Raw genomic sequence first — 16,139 nt, 5'->3', positions numbered from 1 at the left:
CCAACGGGGAACGCATGGCTGACTTCGATGTCTTCAACGGCGACGCAGACGGGATCTGCGCGCTGCTCCAGCTCCGGCTCGCGGAGCCGCGGGACGCCACCCTGGTCACCGGTGTGAAGCGGGATATCTCGCTCCTCGGCCGCGTGCAGGCGGGGGCGGGCGACCGGGTCACGGTACTCGACATCTCCCTCGACAAGAACCGCGAACCGCTCGAGGGGCTGCTCGGCGCCGGCGCCCGCGTCTGGTACTGCGACCATCACTTTGCCGGCGACATCCCCGCGCATCCGGGCCTCGAGGCGCACATCAACACCGAGGCTACGGTGTGTACCAGCTCGCTGGTGAACGGCCACCTCGAAGGCGCCCACCGCCCCTGGGCCGTGGTCGGCAGCTTCGGCGACAACCTGCGCGAGAGCGCCGTGGCCCTCGCCCGACCCCTGGGCCGTTCCGGGGAGCAGCTCGAGCGCCTCGAGAACCTCGGCATCTACATCAACTACAACGGCTACGGGCCGGACCCGGACGAGCTCCACTTCCACCCGGCGGACCTGTTCCGGGAGCTCCTGCCCTACGCCGAGCCCGAGGATTTCATGGCCGACAACCGGCCGATCTTCGAGCGCCTCGAGACCGGCTACCACGAGGATCTCGCTGCCGCCCGGGAGCTTTCGCCGGAATATGCCGATGCGCACGCCGCGGTCTTCCTGCTTCCCGCCGAGGCGTGGTCGCGCCGCGTGTCCGGCGTGTACAGCAACGAGCTGACCAATGCGAACCCGGACCGGGCCCACGCCGTGATCACGCCGAAGCGCGACGGCGGCCTGCTGGTGAGCGTGCGCGCGCCCCTCAGCAACCGCTCCGGGGCCGATGAGCTCTGCCGCGAGTTTCCCACCGGTGGCGGTCGCGCCGCCGCGGCGGGGATCAACGACCTGCCGGAAGAGCAGCTGCAGGCCTTCATCGACCGCTTCGCGGGCTTTTATGCGTCTCGCTGACCGGCCTCTCGCCGACCGGACGCCCGCCGAGGGTCGTGGACTGGGATGACCTGAAGGTGCTCCTGGCCCTCGCCCGGCGGGGGTCGGCCCGGGCTGCGGCGACGGAGCTCGGCGTCAGCACCTCCACGGTCACCCGCCGCCTCGACGCCCTCGAGCGCGACCTCGGCAGCCTGCTCTTCGACCGCACGCCGGACGGCTACCGCATGACCGCGGCCGCCGAGGCCCTGCTGCCCTCGGCGGAGCAGGTGGAGGAGGAACTGATTGCGGCGGAGCGGCGCATTACCGGCGGCGACCGCGAGCTGCGCGGCAGTATCCGCCTCACCATGCCGCCCGCGGGCAGCCTCGGCCGTCTCGTCAGCTGCCTCGAGCGTTTCGCGGCGACCTACCCGGGCATCGAGCTGCAGCTGCTGCCCGCGGAAGACTCCCTGGATCTCGCCCGTCGCGAGGCGGACATGGCCATCCGCGTGCTGCCGGCGGGCACCACGCTGCCGGACTACCTGATCGGCCGGCGCGTCTCGGCGCTCAGCCTGTCGACCTACGTTCACCGGGACCTGCTGGACACGGCTTCGCCGGAGGATGTCAGCCACCTGGTCTGGATCGGCAAGGCGCCGCTCGGCGAGCGCCAGGACTGGCTCGCCGCCACACCCTGGCCCGACCTGCCGGTGCGTCACGCCATCGACGACCACGACTTGCTGGTCGCCGCGCTCCGCTCGCGCATGGGCATGGCCTACCTGCCCTGCATTGCCGTGGCCGACGAGCCGGATATCGTGCGGGTCCCCGGCGCGCCGGTGAACTACCACGGCGATGTCTGGGTGCTCACCCACCGCGACCTGCGCATGAGTGCGCGCTTGCGGCTGCTGCGCGAGGCTATCGCCGAGGCCTTTGACCAGATCCGCTCCCTGCTCGATACCCGCGAAAGCGACTGAACCCCGCCAGGCTGCGATGTACCGAAACCGGGATGATGTTGCAAAAATGCAACGCGGGCGATTACTTTCGGAGAGTTCCTTGCAGTAACGGAAACGCCTAGCCTGTCTCCTGTCGCCACGCAATGCCCAAGGGAGGCAAGACGATGACCCACACTGCACTGAACCACTACTCCTTCAACCGCCATGCACTGCATCGGTACCTGCTCACGACCGTCGGTGTGCTGCTGTCCACGGTCACCCTGACCGCCCTGGCGGCGCCCTCGGAACGCGAGCGTTTCGCCGAGTGCAAGGACCTCGCCGAGGCCCACTACGGTGACGATACCCGCGTGCGCCTCTACAACATCCGCAACCGCGCCGGCACCACCGAGCTGCGCCTGCGGGTGAACCCGGCCGATGCGTCGGGGGCGAACCTGCTGTGCACGGCCCCGGCGGACGAGGACGCCGTGCTGCGCACCCGCGACGGCGTGGCCATCGAGCCCGCCGCGAGCCCCGCGATCGCCCTCGCCGAGCGCTGAGCATCGCCAGCGGCGGCGGCCTGGCGTACCATCGGGGCATTACGCCTGCCCGAAGGAGCCCGCCATGCCCCGCCGCCTGGCCCTGTTCGCCCTGCTTCTCGCCAACGTCGTCGGCGCGGAAGCGCCCCCGCCTGCAGCGGAGCGGGCAAGCATGCCCGCTGCCGTCCAGGCACAGCCGGAACTCGACGGGGCCGCGATCATCGCCCGGGCGCACGCTGCCGCGGGCGGTGCACCCTTCGTGAAGCCGGGCACGCTCTTCCTCTCCGGCTACAACGTCATCCGCCCGCCCGCCGGCGGCGAGGTGCTCTGGGATCGCTACGCCATGTGGCGCCAGTTCGCCGATGACAAGCCCGATGCCCACCAGGCCAGCGGCCGCGTCCGCATCGAGGCCTGGACCGGCGACGACCTGGCACTGCTGCTGACCTTCGACGGCGAGACCACCTACGACGAGGACGGTCCGGTGGAAGACCAGTCCGCGAATGCAATGTGGTCCAGCAACTTCGGCTTCGGCGCCATCCGCAACGCACTGGACCCGGGCTGGGAGCAGGCGCGCATGCCCGATGACCTCATCGACGGCGAGCCGGCTTTCCTGGTCCGGCTCACGGACCCCGCCGGCGGCGAGACGCTCTTCGGCTTCCGCCAGTCCGATTACGCGATCCTGTACGTCGGTTTCGACACGCCCCGCGGCTGGCACGAGCGGCGCTACTCCCACTTCTTCAGCAAACCCGGGAGCGGCTGGGTGCAGGCGGGGCGGGTGCGCCTTTTCTACGACGGCGTGAAGAAGAACGAGGCCATCTGGACGGATTACCGGGTAGGCGAACCGTTCGACCCGTCCCTGTTCCGCGTGGAGGCCGCGCCGGCGGCGCCAACCTGGTGATGGCACGCGATCCGGCAACGCTGCACCCCCGCCTCGCCGCCGACACGCATTGCCTGGGTGCGCTGTCGTCCGCCCTGCTGCTCCTGCACCGGGAGGCGGCGCTGCACTGGTTCATCCTCGTGCCCGACAGCGACTGCGATGACCTCACGGACCTGGCGGCCGACGAACGCGGGCGTCTCCTCGAGGACGCGGCGGCGCTGGGACAGTTCCTGAAGGCGGAGTTAGCCTACCCCAAGGTCAACGTGGGTGCTCTCGGCAACGTGGTGCCGCAGCTGCACCTGCACGTGATCGGCCGGCGGCCGGGGGACTTCTGCTGGCCGGACCCGGTGTGGGGGCGGCCTTCGCCGGGGCACGTGTGGAGTGGCGAGGCGCTGCAGGCACTCATCGGGCGCCTGGGGCCGCTCGGGCTGCGTGCTCTCGCCTAGCCCGGCGCGCGGTCAGTCCTCGACGTCGTCCACCGAGAGCTGGCCGCTGAACATGCGGCGCAGGTGGGCCCAGGACATGCCCACACCGAGGATCAGCGACAGCAGGAGCAGTGCCAGCCAGGCCAGCGCCCGCGTGCTGTCGAGGGACAGCCAGCCGATATCGATGAACAGCCAGATGATGGCGCCGAACAGCGCGGCGCCTAGGACTACCCCGAGCCAGCCGATGGCGAGGAAGGTCGCGCGCAGGTAGATGATCCAGCCGATGAGCAGCGCCAGCCCGATGATGGCGACCACGGGCCCCAGCCGCGTCTCGCTGTCGACAATCCAGGAGAGGTAGGAAAAGGCCGTCGGATTGTAGGTGCCGAAGACCAGCACCGCGGCAAAGAGCCAGCGGATCAAGAAACTGCCTGCGTCGAAGCGGCTCGCCATGGTCGGAACTCTCCTCGGGGGGGAGTCGAGAAAGTAATCCATCCCCGGCCGCGGGGCAATGGCCCCGCCCCCCGGCTCAGGGGGCAGGGTTGGAGTACTGCAGGTGGACGGCGTCGAGGGCCTTGCGCAGGTCCCGGGGCAGGGTGAGCTCGATACTGGCGATGTTCGTCTCGAGCTGTTCGAGAGTCGTCGCACCGATGATGTTGCTGGTGACGAAAGGCTGCTGGTTGACGAACGCCAGGGCGAGCTGGGCCGGGTCCACGCCCGCCTCGGCCGCGAGCGCCAGGTAGGCCTCGGTGGCGGCGGCCTGCGGGTTGTCATAGCGGGCGAAGCGGGGGAAGAGCGTGAGCCTCGCGCCCTCGGGCCGCGCCCCGCCCGCGTACTTGCCGGAGAGAAGGCCGAAGGCCAGGGGCGAGTAGGCGAGTAGGCGAGTAGACCGACCCGCTCGCGGATCGCGATCTCTGCCAGGCCGACCTCGAAGGAGCGGTTGAGCAGGTTGTAGGGGTTCTGGATGCTGACGATGCGGGGCAGGTCGGCCTCGCGCGCCAGGCGCAGGTATTCGAGCACGCCCCAGGGGGTCTCGTTGGAGATGCCCAGGTGGCGGACCTTGCCCTCCTTCACCAGCTCGCCGAGGGCGGCCAGGGTCTCGGCGATGGCAACGCCGTCGTCCTCGAAGTGGCGATAGCCGAGGTGCCCGAAAAAGTTCGTGCGCCGCTCGGGCCAGTGCACCTGGTAGAGGTCCAGGTAGTCGGTACCGAGCCGGGCGAGTGAGCCCACGAGGGCGGCGCGTACCGAGGCGGCGTCGAGCCGCGGGCCGCCGCGGATGTGGTCGACTCCGGCGTTCTGGTCGCCGCGCCCGGCGACCTTGCTCGCCAGCACCACCTTGTCGCGCTTGCCGCCCGCCTTCAGCCAGGCGCCGATGTATTCCTCGGTCCGCCCCTGGGTCTCCGGCCGCGGGGGTACCGGGTACATCTCCGCGGCGTCGATGAAATTGACACCGCGATCGAGGGCGAAGTCGAGTTGTGCTGCGGCGTCTGCGGCGCTGTTCTGCTCGCCGAAGGTCATGGTGCCGAGGCCGATGACGCTGACCTCGATGCCGCTGTCGCCGAGTGGCCGGTACTCCATGCGATGAATCTCCCTCTGCGTTGGCTCAGGCCTCTTCGGCCTGTTCGATCTGCTGGTCCAGCAGCGGCTCCGCGATGCTGACCGGGTCCTGGTGGATGACCACGTCGGCCGCCGGGTTCTCGGCCCGTATGGCATCCGCGACCTCGTCGGCAACGCGGTGCGCCTGCACCAGGGGCAGGTGATCGTCCAGCTCCAGGTGTAGCTCCATGAACTCGACCCGGCCGGCGCTGCGCGTGCGCAGGTCATGCACGCCGCGCACTTCCGGGTGCCTGCGGGCGATGGTCAGCACGGCTTCGCGCCGCGCCTCGGGCAGCTCGCGGTCGAGCAGCTCGTTGAAGGCGTCGGCCATGATGCGCCGGGCCGAGGCGAGGATGTACAGCGCGACCGCCAGGGCGAAGACCGGGTCCATGCCCGGCCAGCCGGCCTGCGCCAGCACCAGCGCGAGCAGCACGGCGCCGTTGGTGAGCAGGTCCGTGCGGTAGTGCAGGGAGTCGGCGCGGATCGCCGCCGAGTGCGTGCGCCGGATCACGTGGCCCTGGATGAGCAGCAGCACGGCGGTGACGGCGATGGTAAAGACCATCACGGCAATGCCCAGGCCGAAGGCCTGCAGGGGCTCGGGTTCGAGAAGCCGCTGGACGGCCTCGATGATCAGGAACAGCCCGGAACCGATGATGAACGCCCCCTGGCCCAGGGCGGCGACGGACTCCGCCTTGCCGTGGCCGAAGCGGTGGGCCCGGTCTGCCGGCGCCAGCGCATAGCGAACGGCGATCAGGTTGAGGAGTGAGGCGCCCGAGTCCATGAGCGAGTCGACGAAGGAGGCGAGGATACTCACCGACCCCGTCTCCCAGTAGGCAACCGCCTTGACCAGGATCAGCAGCACGGCGGCCGTGATCGAGGCGTTGGTCGCCAGCTTGAGAAGGCGGGCGCTTTGCGCGGGAGTCAGGGCGTCTGCGGCCATGGTTCGTCGTCTGCCGGGGAGGGGGAACCTTATAGCACTGGGGCGGTGGTGCAAAGGGCCGCGGCGGTGTCTCCCGGACGATTACCCCCGTGGCCCTGGCGGCTAGAGCACCCAGCCCAGGGCGAGCGGGAGTACCAGCAGCGCCGCGAGGTTGCCGACGAGGACGATAGCGGCGACGCGCTCCGGTTCCTGGCCGTAGCGCTCGGCGAAGAGGAAGTTCATCACTGCCGGCGGCAGCGCGCCGAAGAGGATCAGCAGCGCGCTGTCGCGCGGTCCCAGGCCGAGCAGCTGGCCGAGCAGCCAGCCGAGGCCCATGCCGAAGAGGGGGCGGGCCAGTGCCCCGACCAGGGAAGCGCCGACGGCGTCGAAGCGTACGTCCTGCATGCGCACGCCGAGGGCGAACAGCAGCAGCGGAATGGCCACGTTGCCCAGCAGCTGCAGCGCCTGCACCACCGGCTGCCACACGGGCACCCCGAGCAGGGCGATGGCGAGACCGCCGAAGGCGGCGAGCAGCGTCGGGTTACGCCACAGCGTGTGCAGGCCGGCGTGCGGGTCGAGCATGCGCACACCCAGGGAGAAATGCATGACGTTGGATACGCTGTAGAGGATGACGCCGGCTGCGAGGGCTTCCTCACCGAAGGCCAGTACCGCGAGGGGAATGCCGATGTTGGCCGAATTGTTGAACATCATGGGTGGTACGAAGGTGCGCCAGGCCAGTCCGAGGCGGCGGGCCAGGGGCCAGGCGAGGAGACCGCAGGTGAGCAGCAGGAGCGCGGCGCCGGCGGCCAGTCCCGCGTAGCGCGCCGGTTCGAAGGCCTTGCTCGCCATGGCGCCGAGAATCAGCGCCGGCACGAAGATGTCCATGTTCAGGCGGTTGGCGACGGACATCTCCGGCTTGTGCCGCCGCCCATAGAGAAACCCCACCGTGACGATGGCCACGATGGGGAACAGGATCGAGAGTATCCGGCCGGCCAGGGCGCCGGCGCCGGGTGCGTCAAGTTCGGGCATGGCCGCCTCTCCGTGGCGCGAGCGCGCAGTTTATCGAAACAGGCCGCCGGCTGCGTTATCCGAGGGTACGCTAGCGCAGCAGGAGTACCGGGACCCGCGCGGCGCGGAGCAGGTCCGTGGTCTTGCTGCCGAGGAACAGCGAGCGCAGCGGGGAGTGGCTGTAGGCGCCCATGACCAGGATGTCGATGTCGCGCGCCTGCACCTCCCGGGCGATGACGCTCTCCGCATCGCCGGGCAGCAGGGCCGAGGAGACGCTGAAGCCCGCCGCCTCGAGCACGCCGGTCGCCCAGGCGACCTGCCTCTCGGCATCGCGCTGCAGCTTGCCGGCCATCACCAGGTGGATGGGCATGCCGCGAAACAGCGGGCTGGCTGCCACGAGCTCGACGCCGCGACGGGCGAGGCTGCTGCCGTCGAAGGCGATGAGGGCGCTCTGTGGCTCCCGGAAGGAGTCGGTCACCGCCAGGATGGGCCGCTGCAGCGCGCGTACCACGCGCTCCACGTTGCGGCCGAGGTCCCGCTGTGTGGCCTCGGCGGAGCGCCCGCGGCGGCCGAGGACGAATACCCGGGTGTTCTCCGCCTGTTCGCGCAGCGTCTCCTCGAGCTCGCCGTGGCGCTGGCGCGTGTCGGTGTGCTCGGCGCCGGCGTCCTCGGCGCGCTCGCGCAGCCGGGCGAGGAAGACGCGGCCCTGCTCGCGGGCGGCACGGCTGCGCGACTCGTCCTGGTCCGACAGCGTCGACAGGAGCTGTTCCTGGGCGTCGATGCCGATGGCGCCGCTGTGATCCGCCGCCGCGGCGATTTCCGGGTGTCGGTCGAGGACGTGCAGCAGCTCCAGCGGCAGGGACAGGCGCCGCGCCACCCATGCGCCGTAGTCGGCCACGTGGTCGGCAAAGTGGGACTGGTCCACGCAGGCGAGGACCCGTTCTTCGTGCTGCGTCATCAGGCGCTCCCGGTGTTTCCTGTCAATGGCCGAGGATCAGGTCTTCGGCATTGTCCTTGTCGTGCACGGCAAACTTGTCCACGAGGGTCTTGCTGGCCTCGTTGAGGCCGAGCACTTCCACCTCGGTGCCCTCGCGGCGGAACTTGATGACCACCTTGTCGAGGGCGCTGACCGCCGTGATGTCCCAGAAGTTCGCCCGGCTGACGTCGATGGTGACCTTCTCGATGACCTCGCGGAAATCGAAGGAGGCGGTGAAGCGGTCGGCAGAGGCGAAGAATACCTGGCCGATCACCTGGTAGCGGCGCACGCGGCCGTCCTCGTCGGCGCGGGAGCGCACGAGCAGCACCTGGCCGACCTTGTGGGCGAAGAAGAAGCCGGAGAGCAGCACCCCGGTGAGTACGCCCAGGGCGAGATCGTGGGTGCTTACGGTGACGGCCACCGTGGCCAGCATGACCACGCTGGAGCTCTTGGGGTTCGTGCGCAGGTCGCGCAGCGACTGCCAGTTCAGCGTGCCGATGGACACCATGATCATCACCGCGACCAGCGCGGCCATGGGAATGCGCGCGACGAGGTCGCCGGCGAGCATGAGCAGGGCGAGGAGGAACACGCCTGCCGCGAGCGTGGACAGGCGGCCGCGGCCCCCGGACTTAATGTTGATGACCGACTGGCCGATCATGGCGCAGCCGGCCATGCCGCCGAGGAAGCCGGCGCCGATGTTCGCGATGCCCTGGCCGACGCACTCGCGGTTCTTGTTGCTGCCGGTGTCCGTCAGGTCGTCGATGAGCGAGGCGGTCATCAGCGACTCGAGCAGACCCACCACGGCGAGGGTGGTCGAGACGGGGAGAATGATCTTGAGCGTTTCGACGGTCAGCGGGATGTCCGGCAGCAGGAACACGGGCAGCGTATCGGGCAGGGCGCCCATGTCGCCGACGGTGCGTATGTCGATATCCAGGGTGATGGCGACGACGGTCAGCAGGACGATCGCCACCAGCGGCGAGGGAACGGAGCGGGTCAGGTAGGGCAGCAGGTAGATGATGCCGAGGCCCGCGGCTGTCATGGCGTAGACATGCCAGGTCACGCCGGTGAGCTCCGGCAGCTGGGCCAGGAAGATCAGAATCGCCAGTGCATTGACGAAGCCGGTGATCACCGAGCGCGACACGAAACGCATGAGCGAGCCCAGGCGCACCCAACCCGCCACGATCTGCAGGATGCCGGTGAGCACCGTGGCGGCGAGCAGGTACTCCAGCCCGTGCTCCCTGACCAGGGTCACCATGAGCAGGGCCATGGCCCCGGTGGCGGCGGAGATCATCCCCGGGCGCCCCCCGGTGAAGGCGGTGATCACGGCGATGCAGAACGAGGCGTAGAGACCTACCTTCGGATCCACGCCGGCGATGATCGAGAAGGCGATGGCCTCCGGGATCAGCGCCAGCGCGACGACCATGCCGGCCAGCAGGTCGTTGCGGGTATTCGAGAACCAGTCGTGCTTGATCGAGGCCATGGCCGTCGCGCTGTCTCCGGCTGCGCCCGTGCTCTGCCACGACAGTCCCCGGCTGCGCCGGGAAACAAGGGGCTCGGCCGCCCCGGCGCTGGCGCGGGGTTGACGACGGGTCGGTGAGGGAAGCGCGGGAGGGTAGGGTCGAAGCGCTCCGGGGGCAAGGGAAATATGTCGCAGTCGCCCCGGGGCGGCGCGCCGCCTCACCAGAGAATGCGGGAATAGACGAAGACGTCCTGCGGCTCCGGCGCGAGGTTGGGAAAGACCGTGTGCCGGCGCAGGCGTCCGTCCAGTTCGAAGCCGGCCTTCTCGAGCACGCTGGTGGAGGCGGCGTGCTCCGGGTGGCAGAAGGCCTCGACGCGCCAGACGGTGGTACCGGCGAGGGCCGCGAGCACCGCGGCGAGGGCCTCGCTGGCGTAGCCCTGGCCCCAGGCGTCCTCAGCGAGTACGTAGCCGGTGTCGACCCGGTAGGGGGTCTGGAAAGCCACCCCCGTACTGCCGACAAGCAGGCCGGTCTCCCGCTCTTCGATGAGCAGCGGCCCGGCGTGCCACTGCGCCCAGGCGGTGTCCGCGAAGGCAAGGAAGGCGCGTGTGTCGTCGATGGATCGATGCCGCGGCCAGCTCAGGTAGCGGGTCACCGCCTCGCTGGCCGCGTAGCGCTCGTAGATGGCCGTCGCGTCCGCCGGCTCCGGCCGGCGCAGGACGAGGCGCTCGCTGGTGAAGCGCTCAGCCAGCATCGTCGTGCTGTCGTGCATGATCCCTTCCCCCTCTCCCTGATGACGACCGTACCCGGGGGTGGATTCCCGTGCTACTCCGCCCGCAGGGCCTCCACCGGGTCGAGGCGTGCGGCGCGGCGGGCCGGCAGCACGCCCGCGAGCAGGCCGATGCTCAGGGCAATGGTCTCGGCGAGAAGCGTGTAGAACAGCGACGGCCGGACCGGCAGGGCCGGTACGGCCAGGTGCAGCAGCTGGCCGAGGCCGGTGCCCAGGGCGAGGCCGGCGAGGCCGCCGACGGCGGCGAGGACGATGGCTTCGCCGAGGAACAGCGACAGCACCTGGCCCTGGCGCGCGCCGAGCGCGCGCAACAGGCCGATCTCGTTGGTGCGCTCGTTCACGGCGATGGTCATGATGGTGACGATGCCGATGGCGCCGACGAGCAGCGACACGCCGCCGATGGCGGCGACGGCGAAGGTGAGCACGTCCAGCACGCCGCCGAGCACATCGAGCATCTGCTGCTGCGTGGTGATAGTGACGTCGTCGCGGCCGTGGCGGGCGGTGAGCACCCGCCGGATGCCCTCGACGACAGTGTCCACGGCCGTCTCCTCCTCATACATTACGTCGATCTCGATGAGCCCGTCGACATTGAAGAGGCTCATGGCCCTGGCCGCGGGGATGTAGACCGTGTCGTCGAGGTCGAAGCCGAGCACCGTGCCCTTCGATTCCATGACGCCGATCACCCGGAAGCGGCTGCCGGCGATGGTCACGAGCTTGCCCAGCGGGTTCTCTTCCGGGAACAGCTCGCTGCGCATCTTGCTGCCGAGGACCGCGAAGGCCCGGGGCGCGGTCGGGTCGTCCTCCGGGAGAAAACGGCCGATGGCGACTGCCATGCGGAAGGCCTCCGGCATGGCCGGCCCGGCGCCGTAGATGGTCGTGCGCCGGCTCAGGCTGCCGGCTTCCACGGCGGCGTTGCCCTGCACGAAGGGCACCACGGCGCGGGCATAGGGCAGCTGCTCGAGGGCCACCGCGTCCTCGATGGTCAGCGGCCGCTCGGTGCCGAAGACGCCGACGCTGGTGCCCGCCGTGGTCGCCTTGCCCGGGTTGACGGCGACGATGGTGGTGCCGAACTGGGTGAACTGCGCGAGCACGAACTGCTGCAGGCCCTGGCCGATGGAGGTGAGCAGGACCACTGCGCCGATACCGACGGCGATGCCCAGGGCCGTGAGCAGGCTGCGCGTGCGGTGCGCGATGAGCGAACTGCTGGTCAGGGACAGGAAATCCGCCGTCTTCACCGGTCTACCTCCGCGAGAGGGCGAGGACCGGGTCCAGCCGCGCCGCATTGCGTGCCGGCAGCAGGCTGAAGACCACGCCCGTGACCATGGCGATGGCGACCACCACGGCAATGACCCAGGTCGGTGCGTAGGCGGGCAGGATGGGCAGCGCGAGGCGCAGCCCGAGGGCGCTCGCCTGGCCGATGGCGAGACCGAGGAGGGCGCCGAGCAGTGACAGCAGGGACGCCTCGGCGAGGATCAGCAGCAGGATCTGCCGCGGCGTGGCGCCGATGGCCTTGAGCAGGCCGATCTCGGCGGTGCGCTCCGAGACGGCCACCAGCATCACGTTCATGATGAGGATTCCGGCCACGGCGAGGCTGATGGCGGCAATGCCGCCGACGGCGAGGGTGAGGGCGCCGAGGATGTCGTCGAAGGTGGAGAGCACGGCGTCCTGGGTGACCACGGTCACGTCCTTCTCGCCCTGGTGCCGCTCCGCGATCGTCGCCTCGACGAAGTCCCGCACAGGCGCGATGTCCTCGCGGCTGCGCGCCTCGATGAGGATCCGGAACAGCGACCGCGTGTTGAGAAGCTGCTGTGCGGCGGCAACGGGGACGATGATGGTTTCGTCCGTGTCTACGCCGATCGAGCGGCCCTCGGACGCGAGGATACCGATGACGCGGAAGCGGCGGTCGCCGATGCGTAGCCACTCGCCGAGGGCGCGCTCGGCGCCGAAGAGCTCGTCGCGGATGGTCTGGCCGAGCACGGCCACCGGCAGGGCCCGGTCGATATCGGACGCGGGCAGGAAACTGCCCTGGGCCATGCGCCAGTGGCGCACGGGCAGCAGTTCGCTGGTGGAGCCGAGCATGACCACGTCGCGGGAGCGGGGCCCGTAGCTGACGGACACCGAGCCCACGTTCAGCGGGGCGACGCGGCGCACGCGGCTCGAGCGGGTAAGCGCCAGGGCGTCGTCGAGGGTGAGGTCCCGCGGCGTCTCGCCGAACATCGCGCCGGGGTTGACGCCGGCGGTCTCGGAGCGCCCGGGCAGTACCACCACGAGGTTGGTACCCAGGGAGGCAAACTCGCCGGTCACGTAACCCCGCGCGCCCTCGCCGAGGGCGGTGAGGACCACCACGGAGCCGACGCCGATGGCCATGGCGACGAGCATGAGCAGGGTCCGGGCCGGGTAGCCGGTGAGCGCGCGCCAGGAGAAGCGCGCCACGTCCGCGCTATGCAGCGCCATCGTTTCCGCCCGTCTCGTCGCTGGCCAGGCGCCCGTCCATCATCTTCAGCTGCCGGCGCGCGCGGCCGCCCATGGCCGGGTCGTGGGTCACCATGATCAGGGTGATGCCCGCGTCTACCAGTCCCTCGAGGATGGTGATCACATCGCCTCCGGACTTGTGGTCGAGGTTGCCCGTGGGCTCGTCGGCGAGCAGCACCCGCGGCTTTGTGATCGTGGCGCGGGCGATGGCCACGCGCTGGCGCTGGCCGCCGGAGAGCTGCTCGGGCTTGTGATGCGCGCGGTCGGCCATGCCCAGGGCCTCGAGCGCCGCGGCGACCCGCGCCCGCCGCGCCTCCGCCGCCATGCCCGCCAGCAGCAGGGGCAGCTCGACGTTCTCCGCAGCGGTGAGCCGGGGCACCAGGTGAAACATCTGGAAAACGAAACCGATCTGGCTGTTGCGCACCCGCGCCTGCTCGACGTCGCTCAGGGCGGTGACGTCGGTGCCCTCGAGGCGGTAGCTCCCCGCGGTGGGCCGGTCGAGCAGCCCGATGAGGTTCAGGAGCGTCGACTTGCCCGAGCCCGAGGGGCCCATGATGGAGACGTACTCCCCCGCACCGATGTGCAGCGTGACATCGTCCAGGGCTTTTACGAGCTGGTCACCGACCTGGAAATGCCGGTCGATGTGCGAGAGCTCAATCATCGCCGCCGGGCCCCGGCTTCGCCTCGACCAGGACACCGGGCGCGACGCCTTCCCGGTCGACGGAGAGGACCAGCGTGTCGCCGGCTTCGAGGCCGGCGGTCACCTCGGTCCACGCCCAGTTGCGCAGGCCGGTGTCGATGCTTCGCTCCTCGAGCCGGCCGTCATCGCCCACGAGGTACACGCGGTTGCCCTCGCGCACGGCCTGGGTAGGGATACGCAGCACGTCGTCGTGCTGGGCGAGGATCACCTCGATATCGGCGCTGTAGCCCGGGAGCATGCAGTCGCAATCCGCCGCCTCGAGGAAGGCGACCTCCACGTCAACGGTGCGCGCCTGCTTTTCCACGTCGAGGACGTAGGGCGCCACGCGCCGGACCCGGCCGGCGAATACCCGGTCGTCGAAGGCATCGAGGGAGATCTTTGCCGGCATGTCCACGCGGATCGCCGGTGCATCGACCTCGTCGATGGGGGCGGAGACATAGAGGCAGCTGATGTCCATGAGGTCCACCGCCGGCGGCGTCGGGATGCCGACGGGGGAGGGCGTGACGAACTCGCCGACCTCGCCATTCACCTCGGCGATCACACCGGGGAAGGGCGCGCGCAGCTGCGTCTGGTCCAGCGCCGCCTGGGCCACCTCGAGCCGTGCCCGGCTGACCTCCACGGCCGAGCGGGCGGCGGTACAGGCTGCCTGCTGGGCGAGCGCCTGGCTCTCGGCATTGTCGATGGCTTCCTCGGAGGCGAGGTTCTGGCTGCCGAGGCGCCGCTGGCGCACTGCTTCCCGGGCGGCGCGGTCGGCGACGATGCAGGCCTGCTCGCGCCGCGCCCCGGAGGCCGTGAGTTCGCTCTGGGCCAGCCGCGCCTGCGCCCGCAGGTCGTCGTTCCAGAATTCCATGAGGATCTCGCCGGCTTCGACCACGTCGCCCTCGGTGACGGGCATGCGGTCGATCTGGCCGCCGAGGCGGGGCGAGATGCCGGCGCGCCGGCAGGCCTCGATGGTGCCGGCTTTCGTGTTGGCCACCGTGTCCTGCACCTGCCCCCTGGCCACGGCCTCCACGCGTACCGGGAGCGGCGCCGGCCGCGTAAACCAGGCGACAAGCAGCGCGAGGGCGACGACCCCCGCCAGGATCGAGAGAAGGACTCCGGTCTTGCCGTGCATCGTGGCGCGCCTCTGGTTGCCCGCTTGACCCCCAGTATGCGTGCCCTGCCGCGAAAGGCCAGTGCGGCAGGTCAAGGTTGGGCTGTTTCAGTGGCGGTGCCTGGATCCGCCGCGTCTTCGGTATGATGCTTGCGGAGACCCTGCGGAGCCCTGCCATGCCCACCCTGCGCGCCGTCATAGCCACCACCCTCTGTCTCGCCTGCGCTGTCGCCTCGGCGCAGCCCTTCCGCGACCGCATTACCTCGGTCACGCGGCAAAACTTTGACAGCGGCGGCGCCGTGAGCCGCCAGTTTCACCTGCACGCACCGGCCTACCGTTACCACGCGACGGTGCCGCGCACGATGCCGCCCCGGGCGCTGCCGCAGGCGCCGGACGACGCCCTCGCGGCCGTGCCGGTGACGCATGGTGGCGGCACTTCCCCGTTCGCGGACTACGTGGCCGGCGACCCGCTGCTGGACGGCGTCCTCGTGCTGTACCGCGGCGCCATCGCCTTCGAGGCCTATCCGCACATGGAGACCTGGCAGCGGCACTTCGCCTGGTCCGTGAGCAAGGTGATCACGGCCGCGACGCTGGCGACGCTCGTGCGCGAGGGACGCGTGGCCATGGATGCCCCCGTAGAGCGCTACCTGCCAATGCTGGCGGGGACGGCCTGGGCCGGAACGCCGCTGCAGGCGGTCGCCGACATGGGGTCCGGCATCGACTGCCTGGACAGCGACGGCTACCAGGATCCCTCGACCTGCATCTATCGCCTCGAGGAATCGCTGGACATCACTGCACCCACGGGGCGCGACAGCAGCCTCCCCGCGGAAATCGCGGCCATGGCGCGACGCGGCCCGCCGGGCGCGAGGAACGAGTACGTCTCGGCCAACACGGCCGTGCTCGGCCTGGTGATCGAGGCCGTGGCGGGCAAACCCTTCGCCACCGTCGTCCGGGAGCAGCTCTGGGACCGCCTCGGTCCGGAGGCAGATGCCCTTATCGCCATCAGCGGCGATGGCTACCCCTACGCGGCGGGCGGCTTCTCGCTGCGGCTGCGGGACCTCGCGCGCTTCGGGGAGGCGTTCACGGCGACGGCGCGCCTCGGCGTGGTCGATGACGCGCTGGTCGAGGCCATCCAGGGCCGCGGTATCGCACTGGAAGCGGCGGACCTCGATGAATTGCGCGAGTTCCTCGGTGACGACCTGCCCCGCCACTCGGCGTGGCAGTGGGACTTCGTCTGGGAGGACGGCGCCTTCTTCAAGAGCGGCTACGATGGCCAGGGGCTGTACGTGGACCCGCCCCGGGAACTGGTGATCGCCTGGTTCGGCACCGGGCTCGATTTCAGCGAGACCGTCAACGACATGCTGCCGGTCGCCCGGCAGCTGGCTCGCAGTGGCTCCTGGGCGTCAGGAGATGCGGTGAAGCAATAGCC

At 70.2% G+C, this 16,139-nt stretch carries 16 protein-coding genes and 1 pseudogene; 6 read left to right on the top strand and 11 right to left on the bottom strand.

Features of this window, described 5'->3' with window-relative positions:
- The first annotated feature begins 14 nt into the window (after window positions 1-14).
- The 5 genes from RKE50_RS11815 to RKE50_RS11795 all read left to right on the top strand — a co-directional run bounded on the left by RKE50_RS11815 (window position 15) and on the right by RKE50_RS11795 (window position 3,723).
- Entirely contained in the window at window positions 15-980 is a 966-nt protein-coding gene (locus RKE50_RS11815; protein ID WP_350036636.1) for a DHH family phosphoesterase, read from the top strand.
- A 35-nt stretch (window positions 981-1,015) separates the two neighbouring features.
- The gene (locus tag RKE50_RS11810) at window positions 1,016-1,906 is read left to right on the top strand and encodes a LysR family transcriptional regulator (RefSeq protein WP_350036635.1); all 891 of its coding nucleotides are present in this window, start codon (window positions 1,016-1,018) and stop codon (window positions 1,904-1,906) included.
- Window positions 1,907-2,049: 143 nt separating this feature from the next.
- A complete protein-coding gene (locus RKE50_RS11805) occupies window positions 2,050-2,421 on the top strand; it encodes a hypothetical protein (protein ID WP_350036634.1) in 372 nt (123 codons plus the stop codon).
- A 64-nt stretch (window positions 2,422-2,485) separates the two neighbouring features.
- Entirely contained in the window at window positions 2,486-3,298 is an 813-nt protein-coding gene (locus tag RKE50_RS11800) for a hypothetical protein (protein WP_350036633.1), read from the top strand.
- On the top strand, window positions 3,298-3,723 hold the full coding sequence (locus RKE50_RS11795; protein ID WP_350037845.1) for an HIT family protein: 426 nt from the start codon (window positions 3,298-3,300) through the stop codon (window positions 3,721-3,723). The genes RKE50_RS11800 and RKE50_RS11795 overlap by 1 nt, the downstream gene beginning before the upstream one ends.
- A 12-nt stretch (window positions 3,724-3,735) precedes the next feature.
- Here the strand turns inward: RKE50_RS11795 and RKE50_RS11790 are convergent, their stop codons facing one another.
- From RKE50_RS11790 to RKE50_RS11740, 11 genes and pseudogenes are all read right to left on the bottom strand, one after another.
- On the bottom strand, window positions 3,736-4,152 hold the full coding sequence (locus RKE50_RS11790) for a DUF6524 family protein (RefSeq protein ID WP_350036632.1): 417 nt from the start codon (window positions 4,150-4,152) through the stop codon (window positions 3,736-3,738).
- Window positions 4,153-4,228: 76 nt separating this feature from the next.
- Window positions 4,229-5,277: pseudogene (locus RKE50_RS11785) on the bottom strand (NADP(H)-dependent aldo-keto reductase).
- 25 nt (window positions 5,278-5,302) lie between these two features.
- Window positions 5,303-6,235: a cation diffusion facilitator family transporter gene (locus RKE50_RS11780; RefSeq protein ID WP_350036631.1), complete on the bottom strand. Its 933-nt coding sequence runs from the start codon at window positions 6,233-6,235 to the stop codon at window positions 5,303-5,305.
- A 102-nt stretch (window positions 6,236-6,337) separates the two neighbouring features.
- On the bottom strand, window positions 6,338-7,243 hold the full coding sequence (locus RKE50_RS11775) for an AEC family transporter (RefSeq protein ID WP_350036630.1): 906 nt from the start codon (window positions 7,241-7,243) through the stop codon (window positions 6,338-6,340).
- 70 nt (window positions 7,244-7,313) lie between these two features.
- Window positions 7,314-8,180 carry a universal stress protein gene (locus RKE50_RS11770; RefSeq protein WP_350036629.1) on the bottom strand — a complete coding sequence of 289 codons (867 nt, stop codon included), beginning with the start codon at window positions 8,178-8,180 and terminating at the stop codon, window positions 7,314-7,316.
- Window positions 8,181-8,202: 22 nt separating this feature from the next.
- Window positions 8,203-9,678, bottom strand: a complete 1,476-nt coding sequence (locus RKE50_RS11765; RefSeq protein ID WP_350036628.1) for a SulP family inorganic anion transporter — start codon at window positions 9,676-9,678, stop codon at window positions 8,203-8,205.
- Window positions 9,679-9,875: 197 nt separating this feature from the next.
- Window positions 9,876-10,427, bottom strand: coding sequence for a GNAT family N-acetyltransferase (locus RKE50_RS11760; RefSeq protein WP_350036627.1), 552 nt, complete (start codon window positions 10,425-10,427; stop codon window positions 9,876-9,878).
- A gap of 53 nt (window positions 10,428-10,480) precedes the next feature.
- Complete coding sequence (locus RKE50_RS11755; protein WP_350036626.1) at window positions 10,481-11,680, bottom strand: ABC transporter permease; 1,200 nt, start codon at window positions 11,678-11,680, stop codon at window positions 10,481-10,483.
- A gap of 4 nt (window positions 11,681-11,684) precedes the next feature.
- Entirely contained in the window at window positions 11,685-12,899 is a 1,215-nt protein-coding gene (locus tag RKE50_RS11750; protein ID WP_350036625.1) for an ABC transporter permease, read from the bottom strand.
- Window positions 12,886-13,578: an ABC transporter ATP-binding protein gene (locus RKE50_RS11745; protein ID WP_350036624.1), complete on the bottom strand. Its 693-nt coding sequence runs from the start codon at window positions 13,576-13,578 to the stop codon at window positions 12,886-12,888. The genes RKE50_RS11750 and RKE50_RS11745 overlap by 14 nt, the downstream gene beginning before the upstream one ends.
- Window positions 13,571-14,731 (bottom strand): efflux RND transporter periplasmic adaptor subunit, encoded by a 1,161-nt coding sequence (locus RKE50_RS11740; RefSeq protein ID WP_350036623.1) that lies wholly within the window; start codon window positions 14,729-14,731, stop codon window positions 13,571-13,573. The genes RKE50_RS11745 and RKE50_RS11740 overlap by 8 nt, the downstream gene beginning before the upstream one ends.
- A 155-nt stretch (window positions 14,732-14,886) precedes the next feature.
- On the opposite strand from RKE50_RS11740, the gene RKE50_RS11735 reads away from it, so the two are divergent.
- Window positions 14,887-16,137, top strand: a complete 1,251-nt coding sequence (locus tag RKE50_RS11735) for a serine hydrolase domain-containing protein (RefSeq protein ID WP_350036622.1) — start codon at window positions 14,887-14,889, stop codon at window positions 16,135-16,137.
- The last annotated feature ends 2 nt before the right edge of the window (window positions 16,138-16,139 follow it).

The sequence above is a fragment of the Pseudohaliea sp. genome, from assembly GCF_040217025.1.
Lineage (GTDB): Bacteria > Pseudomonadota > Gammaproteobacteria > Pseudomonadales > Halieaceae > Pseudohaliea.
Note: the sequence above shows the minus strand (reverse complement) of the source record. Positions and strands in the feature narration are given on the sequence as shown.

Excerpts from the sequence above, each read along its gene's own strand:
- RKE50_RS11775 (WP_350036630.1), bottom strand. The coding sequence starts at position 7,243 with ATGCCCGAACTTGACGCACCCGGCGCCGGCGCCCTGGCCGGCCGGATA.
- RKE50_RS11770 (WP_350036629.1), bottom strand. The coding sequence starts at position 8,180 with ATGACGCAGCACGAAGAACGGGTCCTCGCCTGCGTGGACCAGTCCCAC.
- RKE50_RS11800 (WP_350036633.1), top strand. The coding sequence starts at position 2,486 with ATGCCCCGCCGCCTGGCCCTGTTCGCCCTGCTTCTCGCCAACGTCGTC.
- RKE50_RS11740 (WP_350036623.1), bottom strand. The coding sequence starts at position 14,731 with ATGCACGGCAAGACCGGAGTCCTTCTCTCGATCCTGGCGGGGGTCGTC.
- RKE50_RS11815 (WP_350036636.1), top strand. The coding sequence starts at position 15 with ATGGCTGACTTCGATGTCTTCAACGGCGACGCAGACGGGATCTGCGCG.
- RKE50_RS11750 (WP_350036625.1), bottom strand. The coding sequence starts at position 12,899 with ATGGCGCTGCATAGCGCGGACGTGGCGCGCTTCTCCTGGCGCGCGCTC.
- RKE50_RS11780 (WP_350036631.1), bottom strand. The coding sequence starts at position 6,235 with ATGGCCGCAGACGCCCTGACTCCCGCGCAAAGCGCCCGCCTTCTCAAG.
- RKE50_RS11760 (WP_350036627.1), bottom strand. The coding sequence starts at position 10,427 with ATGCACGACAGCACGACGATGCTGGCTGAGCGCTTCACCAGCGAGCGC.
- RKE50_RS11745 (WP_350036624.1), bottom strand. The coding sequence starts at position 13,578 with ATGATTGAGCTCTCGCACATCGACCGGCATTTCCAGGTCGGTGACCAG.
- RKE50_RS11805 (WP_350036634.1), top strand. The coding sequence starts at position 2,050 with ATGACCCACACTGCACTGAACCACTACTCCTTCAACCGCCATGCACTG.
- RKE50_RS11790 (WP_350036632.1), bottom strand. The coding sequence starts at position 4,152 with ATGGCGAGCCGCTTCGACGCAGGCAGTTTCTTGATCCGCTGGCTCTTT.
- RKE50_RS11735 (WP_350036622.1), top strand. The coding sequence starts at position 14,887 with ATGCCCACCCTGCGCGCCGTCATAGCCACCACCCTCTGTCTCGCCTGC.
- RKE50_RS11765 (WP_350036628.1), bottom strand. The coding sequence starts at position 9,678 with ATGGCCTCGATCAAGCACGACTGGTTCTCGAATACCCGCAACGACCTG.
- RKE50_RS11795 (WP_350037845.1), top strand. The coding sequence starts at position 3,298 with ATGGCACGCGATCCGGCAACGCTGCACCCCCGCCTCGCCGCCGACACG.